Source organism: Aromatoleum diolicum, assembly GCF_012910955.1.
GTDB lineage: Bacteria > Pseudomonadota > Gammaproteobacteria > Burkholderiales > Rhodocyclaceae > Aromatoleum > Aromatoleum diolicum.
The window spans coordinates 1-7,340 of record NZ_WTVQ01000079.1 but is presented as its reverse complement, the minus strand read 5'-3'; the positions used below and the strand labels follow the sequence as shown (position 1 = coordinate 7,340).

Here is a 7,340-nt window from a genome sequence, read left to right as displayed (position 1 = left end):
GCGGTAGCGTTCCGCGCGGCCGGTCGAATAGCGACCCGACACCGGCACGCGGTGCCCGCTCGCATACATGCACTGGATGTAGGCGTAATCGTAGCGCCGCTGCGCGCCGTAGGCCGAGGTCTGCGCGGCTTCCGTCCCGGCAGCGCTGCCGATCAGGAGCCCCGCGCCGGCACCCACCCCTGCGCCGCGGCCGCCATCGACCGCGGCCCCGACTGCGGCACCGATCGCGGTACCGACCACCGCGCTGGCCACCCCGCTTTCGCTTGCGCGTTGCTCGGCGGAACGCCCGCCGATGTAGTCATACGCATACTGCCGGCATGCGAGGTCGTCGGCGCGGAATTCGCTGAAACTGCTGCCGGTGCCCGGCAGCACCAGCATGCTCGGTCCGACGGGCATGGACACGCAGCCGCCCGCGACGAGCAAGGCGGCAAGCACGCCGGCCGAGGGGGCAATCTTCAAAATGGCGATCATGATTATGATGCTCCCTTAACGCGATGGCGTCGGCGAGACCCGCTCCCAGCCGCCGGGACATTCCTTGACGTACGGGTAGTAGCCTTCGGGGCGGTCGCAGTAATACCAGTAGCCCTGATCCCGCGACGGCGCGGCCTCGTCGTCACCACGCTCGATGTACACCGGCGGTGATGAAGGGGCCGGATAGGCGTAGGAGGGCGGATACGCGTAGCCGGGTGGATAGGCATAGTACGGCGACGGATATCCGTAGTACGGCGATGGCCAGTTCCAGAACAACGGCACGCCGAAGTGCAGCCCAATGCTCGAATGGCTGTGATGCCTGCTTCTGCGTCCACGATCGGCCGACGCCACGTCCGGCGTCACCGATCCCAGAACCACGATCAGGGCGAGAACGCACTTGAACCATTTCATGATGCTCTCCTCGTTGCAAGCCGGCCGCAGCCGGGCGATGCATTCAGACAATCAGAAGACCACAACGGCATCGAGGAATTCCCTCCGGGTGGGAAGTTTTACCACTGTGTGTCCACGACAGCGTGACAAATCGCCGCACACGCAGGCCCAGAGCGGTAATGCGACGCGTCCGTGGCGCGCTTGGCGTAACCCTCGTTGGCTGCGCCGCGGTCTTGATGACCGTCCGCCAAATCGATGTGATACAAACTGATTGTTGTCCATCCAATGAAATGGTATCGTTTTGGCGACTGACCGGAACACATGCCGGGAAACCGTGCGCGGCCAGAAATTCACCGGAGACAGGTTCATGACGCAAAAGACTTCGCCCACCGCAGCGTCCGTCGACATCGGCGGCGTACTGGATTACGGCCCCTTCACTTCGATGCAGAAGCTCGTCGTCATGCTCGCCGCGTTCGCGATCGTGATGGACGGATTCGACGGCCAGCTGATCGGCTTCGCCATCCCGATGCTGATCAAGGAGTGGGGCATTACCAATGCGGCGTTCGCGCCGGCGGTAGCCGCGGGGCTCGTCGGCATGGCGGTCGGCAGCGCTTGCGCGGGCATCGTCGCGGACCGCATCGGACGGCGGCTGGTCCTCGCCGCCAGCGTGTTCCTGTTCGGCGCCGCGACCATCGCGATCGGCTTCGCGCCCGACGTGACCGCGATCGCGGTGCTGCGCTTCCTCGCCGGCCTGGGCATCGGCGGTGCCCTGCCGAGCGCGTCGACGATGACGGCGGAGTTCACCCCGGCCCGCCGTCGCACCCTGGCGGTCACCGCGACCATCGTCTGCTATCCGCTCGGCGGCATGCTCGCCGGGCTTTTCGCGAGCGCGGTCCTGCCGGTGCTCGGCTGGCGCGGCCTGTTCTGGATCGGCGGCGCCCTGCCCGTCGCCTACAGCCTGGTGCTGCTCGCGACGCTGCCGGAATCGCCCCGTTACCTCGCACGCAAGACCGCGCGCTGGGCCGAACTGCGCAAGCTGCTCGCACGCATGGCCCGTCCGACCACCCCCGATACCGTCTTCATCGATGCCGTCGAGCACGCGGCCGAGCAACGCGCCGGCTTCGCGTCGCTGTTCGTGGCGGGACGGGCGCGCGACACGCTCGCGATCTGGGCCGGGTTCTTCATGGTCATGCTCGCCACCTACAGCGCCTTCAGCTGGCTGCCGACGATGCTCGCTGCCGAAGGGCTGCCCGCAACCCTGGCCGGTTCGGGCCTGACCGCCTACAACCTCGGCGGCGTGGTCGGCTCGCTGGGTTGCGCGCTCGCAATCACGCGCTTCGGCTCACGCTGGCCGCTGATCCTGTGCAGCATCGGCGCAGCCGCCAGCGCCTTCCTGCTGAAGGGCATCAATTTCGCGGACAACACCACCTGGCTGATGATCGGCCTCGGCATCCACGGCATGTTCGTGATCGCCGTGCAGGCGACGATGTATGCGCTGTGCGCCTATGTCTATCCGACCCTGGTGCGCGCCACCGGCACCGCCTCGGCGCTCTCCTTCGGCCGCCTCGGCGCGATCCTGAGCTCGTTCGCGGGCGCCGCAGTCATCACCTCGGGCGGCGCGTCGAGCTACCTGTCGCTGCTCGGCTTCGCGATGGTGTTCACGCTGCTCGCCCTGGTGATCGTGAAACGCCATATCCCGGGCCTGAGAGCGCCGCGCGCCGCGCCGTCCGAAGCCGCGCCGGATGCGCCCCCGGACGCCACCGCCAAAGGCTACGCGTGAGGATCCGGATGTCGTGACCTGAGCGCCCCGTCGGGGGCTGCTTCCGCAGCCTGGCGACGGACACGCCGAAAACAAGAGAGGGCACCTGGATCGGGTGCCCTCTCTTGCATGTAACGGACGCGCAAGAAGCGGAGGCTGTGGAACCCGATTCACGGGATGCGTCCGGGGAACCCGCCTTGAAGCCAAATCTTCGTCGCGGGCAAGGATCCGCACATGTGTCCTTGCCCGCTGCCCGGTTCTGGGCCGCTTGGCCGCGCTTGTGGTACCTTTTTCCGCTGAACCTCCTTTTCGGTCGCCGATCGCAACGATGGTTTCGCCCACCTCCGTACCTGTAGCGCCAGCCGTCGATCAGCGCACGATGGGCCGCTATGTCATTTCCGCCGAACTGGGTCGCGGTGCGATGGGTACTGTGTATCGGGCCGAGGACCCGCTGACCGAACGCAAGGTCGCGCTCAAGGTGTTCGCCCTCGACCTGCTGCCGGCAGACCAGGCGGACGTCCGCGAGCGCGTCGTTCGCGCGGCAAAGGCGGCCGGGCGCCTCGATCACCCCAATATCGTCACCATCTACGATGTCGGCGAGAGCAGCGACGGTGCCCCCTACATCGCGATGGAAGTCCTGACCGGGCTGACCCTGCGCGATAGTCTCGACAGTGGCATCGTTTTCCCCTTGCACAAGGTCATCGACGTCGCCCTGCTGGTCCTTTGCGGCCTCGACTACGCTCACCAGCAAGGCGAGGTTCACGGCGACATCACGCCCGCGAAGATCATGCTTGCCCATCACGGCATGGTGAAGATCAGGGACTTCGGCATCGCCCTGGCGGTCGATACCGGCGAAATACTCGACGACAGGATGCACGGATCGCCCACCTACCTGGCACCGGAACAGCTGACCGGCGGTCGGGTCGATGCGCGCACCGACCTCTTTGCACTCGGCGTCACCCTGTATGAGCTGTTGACCGGCAAGCATCCGTTCACCGGCGACAGCATGGAGATGGCGCTGCACAACATCGTGCATCTCGACCCGCCCTCGCCCGCGACGCTGAACCCCGAGGTTCCCCCCGAGCTCGACCGGCTGGTCATGCAGGCGCTCGCCAAGGAGCCCGCCGCACGCTTCGCAAGTGCTCGCGAGATGAGTCGTGTGCTCGCGCCGCTCTGCAGCATGCTCGATGACAGCCGGGGGGAAGCTCGGGCGCGCAGCGCGCCGCCAAGCGTGCTCGACGGCGCGACCCTCGCCACCCCCTCCGCGGAGCCACTCGCGGAACGCTTGCCCTCGACCGGCGAAGCGAAGCGCGCGAAACCGTCCCGTTGGCACGAACTGGCGCTGTTAGGCGGTGCCCTGATCGTGCTGGTCGCGATGCTGGGCCGATTCATGGGCAGGGGCGACGATACAGCGCCCGCCCCCGTCCCGCCGCCGCCGCTTGCCGCTGCGCCGGCCGCGGCCGAGCTAAGTGCAGCCGCTCCCGTCACAGCAGCCCCCACCGTGGTGCCCGCTCCAACCCCGTCCGAACCCGAGGCGGCGCCGCCGCCAACGCCGACCGAGCCTGCGGTCGCCGCGGCCACGGTGCCAGCGCCGGCACGGCGAGACCCGGCGGCCCCGGCGCGGGGCCAGCTACGACTCGCGGTGTTGCCGTGGGGCGAGGTTTACGTGAACGGCCGCAGACGGGGAGTCACGCCTCCGCTGCGGGTGCTGGAGCTGCCACCGGGAACGTACCGCATCGAAATCCGTAACGCCGGTTTCCCGCCCAGTATCCAGAGGGTGAAGATAGAATCCGGCAGATCCGTCAGCATCAGTTACCGTTTCCAGTGAAACCCGGTTCGATTCTGTCCGTGCTTGGTGGCGTCACCCGCCGCGTCATATTGCTGTCGAGCCTGCTCGTGTCCGGCTGCGTCGGCAGTCTGCCCTATGAGCCCGTACCTTTTGGCACACGGGCACCAACGCACTTCCTCGACGCTGCGGCAGCGCTCAACACCGGCGTGGTTCTGTATGAGAGCGGCCGCTACGACACCTCGGCGGTCGAACTGAACCGCGCGCTCGATCTCGGTCTGCGAACGTCGGCCGAGATCGTGCGAGCCCGCAAATATCTCGCCTTCATCCTCTGCTCGACCGGCAACCCCACCAAATGCCGGAGCGAATTCCGCGAGGCGCTCCGGATCGACCCGAACTTCGAGCTCGACAAGGCCGAAGGCGGGCACCCGATGTGGGGGCCGGTGTTCATCGAGGTGCGCAAGGCATTCGCGGCCCGCAAGCGCTGATCCGGCCCGTACCGCCTGCAACACTCATTTTCACTTGCCACGCTCATCGCCGCGCGCCGACAAGCCGGGACGCCTTATGCCCCCCGGAAATTCTTGCGGCTGATTGCGGAGCGCGCCGTGGCCTGGCGCCCCTGTGCCGGCGCGGACGGTTGCATCTTGACACGATATGCCCATGAATTCTTTGTGGCGGAGGGGTGTCGAAATAGGGCTTGTCCCCCAAGGAGAAGGAGAAAACCATGAAGAAGACTTCCGCCCGCATCGTCCCGGTAGCGTTGTTCTCCCTTGCTCTCGGTTTCCAGACGCCTGCCCTGCACGCCGAGTTGGTCGCTACCCCGGACGTCGCCACCCAGGCATCGGCCGATGCCGAGCGTGCCAAGGTGCAGCAGTTCCTCGAGCAGGCCAACGTCAAGGAACGGCTCCAGGCCATGGGAGTGGACGGCATTGCCGCCACTGACCGGGTTGCGGCCCTGGATCAGCAGGAAATCCACGCCCTCGCCCAGCGCATCGATTCCATGCCGGCGGGGGGCAACATCACCACTATGGAGTGGATCCTCATCATCCTTGTCGCCATCCTGGTGGTGATCGCCCTCTGAGGTGAGGCGCCTCGCACGCTGGCTGAGCGCCGCCGCAACGCTGGCCCTGGCGGCCTGCGCCGGCCTGCCCCCGGGAGAATGGGGGTATCCGTCCACCGACCCGCTCCCGCAGCGGGCGGAGAGAACGGATGCGCCGTTCCATCCCCAGGAGGTGTACCAGTGCGGCCCGGCTGCCCTGGCCACCGCCCTGGGAAGCGCCGGCATCCGGCGCAGCCCCGAGGAACTCACGAATGAGGTCTATATCCCCGCGCGCCAGGGGAGCCTGCAGCCGGAAATGCTGGCCGCCGTCCGCCGCTCCGGTGCCGTGGCCTACCGTCTCGCCGCGCAGCCCCGGGCGCTGCTGAAGGAACTGGCTGCCGGCCATCCGGTGGTGGTGTTGCAGAACCTGCGCTTCGACTGGGCGCCCCAATGGCACTACGCCGTGGCGGTCGGCTACGACCTGCCGGCCCGGCAGGTGGTGCTGCGCTCCGGGCGGGAGAAGCGCCTCGTCATGGACCTCGACGACTTCGACCGCAGCTGGGCGAAATCCGGCCGCTGGGCGTTCGTCGCCTTGCCGCCCGAGCGGCTGCCCGCCACTGCCGTCGAAGCGGACTATGTCGCGGCGGCGGTGGCCCTGGAGCGGGTGGCCCCGGCCGCTGCCGAGCGTGCCTACCGCAGCGCCCTGGGAACCTGGCCGAACAATCTCGTCGCCCGCATCGGCTTCGGCAACACCGCGTACCGGCGGGGCGAGCTCGATGCTGCCGAAGCGGCCTTCCGCCAGGCGGCGGCCGACCACCCCGAATCCGGGGATGCCTGGAACAACCTCGCCCAGGTCCTCCACGAGCGGGGGCAGCGGACGGCCGCCCGGGAAGCCGCCAAACGGGCGGTAGCCATCGGCGGGCCGCGCTTGCCCGCCTACCGACGGACCCTTGAGGGCATCCCGGGTGGATAGCACCCCTCCGCATGATCGATCGCTGCACCGCCGCCACCTGACCGGCGCGCCCCCCTGCGGCGCTCACCCGACCGAGCCGGCGGGCGTCTCGCGGGTTTCGAGTTCGGCTTCGTCGCGCTCGAACAGGCTGCGCAGTTCCTCCCGCGCCTGCTGGACGCTCGCGACGAGCTTGGCTTCGTCCTGATAGATGGCGTGCTGGCGTTTAAGGCTGGCCTCGTCGTGGGCCGCGAAGCGCTCGACCGCGCGGCGGGCTTCCGTTTGCGGCACGCCCAGGCGGCCGAGCAGGTCTTCGGCGAGCGCCAGGCTGCCGTGCCAGGTCTCGCGGATCGGGGCCTCCACGCCGAGATCCAGGAGCTTGTAGGCGTGGAAGCGGTTGCGCGCACGCGCGATGACGGCAACGTCGGGGAAGTGCCGACGCACCAGCGCGGCCGTGCGGAGCGACGCGTCGACGTCGTCGATCGCCAGCACGAACAGCCGCGCTTGCGCCGTGCCTGCCGCGCGCAGCAGGTCCAGACGCGAGGCGTCGCCGAAGTAAACCTGGTTGCCGAAGCGGCGCACGTAATCCACCTGCTGGGGGTCAGCTTCCAGCACGGTGAAGGCGATGCGCTTCAGCGCGAGGACGCGGGCCACGATCTGCCCGACGCGGCCGAAGCCCGCAATGATCACCGGATTGCCGTGGTCCGCGATGCGATCGAAGGGGCGCGGCTGGGCGGCACGGAAGATGCGCGCCAGCACCCGCTCCTCGATCAGGAAGAGCAGGGGCCACAGCAGCATCGAGATTGTCACCGCCACGGTCGCGGTGTCGATGACGGCTGCGTCGAGCAGTCCGTGCTGGCGCGCGAGCTGGAAGATCACGAAGGCGAACTCCCCGCCCTGGGCCAGCGCGATCGCGAGCTTGCGCGCGCTGCCCGCGGCCCGCCCC

Annotated in this window: 8 protein-coding genes; 5 read left to right on the top strand and 3 right to left on the bottom strand. The window is 68.2% G+C overall.

Annotated features, from left to right (window positions below; all coding sequences use genetic code 11):
• Both GPA25_RS23200 and GPA25_RS23195 read right to left on the bottom strand, forming a co-directional pair.
• The coding region (locus GPA25_RS23200; RefSeq protein ID WP_169262768.1) for a YMGG-like glycine zipper-containing protein at nucleotides 1–471 on the bottom strand (471 nt) is incomplete at its 3' end.
• A gap of 15 nt (nucleotides 472–486) precedes the next feature.
• Nucleotides 487–882 carry a hypothetical protein gene (locus GPA25_RS23195; RefSeq protein WP_169262767.1) on the bottom strand — a complete coding sequence of 132 codons (396 nt, stop codon included), beginning with the start codon at nucleotides 880–882 and terminating at the stop codon, nucleotides 487–489.
• A 346-nt stretch (nucleotides 883–1,228) separates the two neighbouring features.
• Between GPA25_RS23195 and GPA25_RS23190 the strand changes: the two genes are divergently transcribed.
• From GPA25_RS23190 to GPA25_RS23170, 5 genes are all read left to right on the top strand, one after another.
• Nucleotides 1,229–2,641 carry an MFS transporter gene (locus GPA25_RS23190; protein ID WP_169262766.1) on the top strand — a complete coding sequence of 471 codons (1,413 nt, stop codon included), beginning with the start codon at nucleotides 1,229–1,231 and terminating at the stop codon, nucleotides 2,639–2,641.
• A gap of 307 nt (nucleotides 2,642–2,948) precedes the next feature.
• Nucleotides 2,949–4,448, top strand: a complete 1,500-nt coding sequence (locus GPA25_RS23185; protein ID WP_169262765.1) for a serine/threonine-protein kinase — start codon at nucleotides 2,949–2,951, stop codon at nucleotides 4,446–4,448.
• 50 nt (nucleotides 4,449–4,498) lie between these two features.
• Nucleotides 4,499–4,894 carry a TssQ family T6SS-associated lipoprotein gene (locus GPA25_RS23180; RefSeq protein WP_211163327.1) on the top strand — a complete coding sequence of 132 codons (396 nt, stop codon included), beginning with the start codon at nucleotides 4,499–4,501 and terminating at the stop codon, nucleotides 4,892–4,894.
• Nucleotides 4,895–5,130: 236 nt separating this feature from the next.
• Entirely contained in the window at nucleotides 5,131–5,487 is a 357-nt protein-coding gene (locus GPA25_RS23175; protein WP_169262764.1) for a PA2779 family protein, read from the top strand.
• Nucleotide 5,488: 1 nt separating this feature from the next.
• Nucleotides 5,489–6,418 (top strand): PA2778 family cysteine peptidase, encoded by a 930-nt coding sequence (locus GPA25_RS23170; protein WP_169262763.1) that lies wholly within the window; start codon nucleotides 5,489–5,491, stop codon nucleotides 6,416–6,418.
• A gap of 63 nt (nucleotides 6,419–6,481) precedes the next feature.
• On the opposite strand, the gene GPA25_RS23165 is transcribed toward GPA25_RS23170, so the two are convergent.
• On the bottom strand, nucleotides 6,482–7,340 hold an 859-nt coding region (locus GPA25_RS23165), incomplete at its 5' end, for an NAD-binding protein (RefSeq protein WP_211163326.1).

What these genes read in the sequence shown, in the direction of transcription:
- GPA25_RS23190 (WP_169262766.1), top strand. Translation starts at nt 1,229, where the DNA reads ATGACGCAAAAGACTTCGCCCACCGCAGCGTCCGTCGACATCGGCGGC.
- GPA25_RS23175 (WP_169262764.1), top strand. Translation starts at nt 5,131, where the DNA reads ATGAAGAAGACTTCCGCCCGCATCGTCCCGGTAGCGTTGTTCTCCCTT.
- GPA25_RS23195 (WP_169262767.1), bottom strand. Translation starts at nt 882, where the DNA reads ATGAAATGGTTCAAGTGCGTTCTCGCCCTGATCGTGGTTCTGGGATCG.
- GPA25_RS23185 (WP_169262765.1), top strand. Translation starts at nt 2,949, where the DNA reads ATGGTTTCGCCCACCTCCGTACCTGTAGCGCCAGCCGTCGATCAGCGC.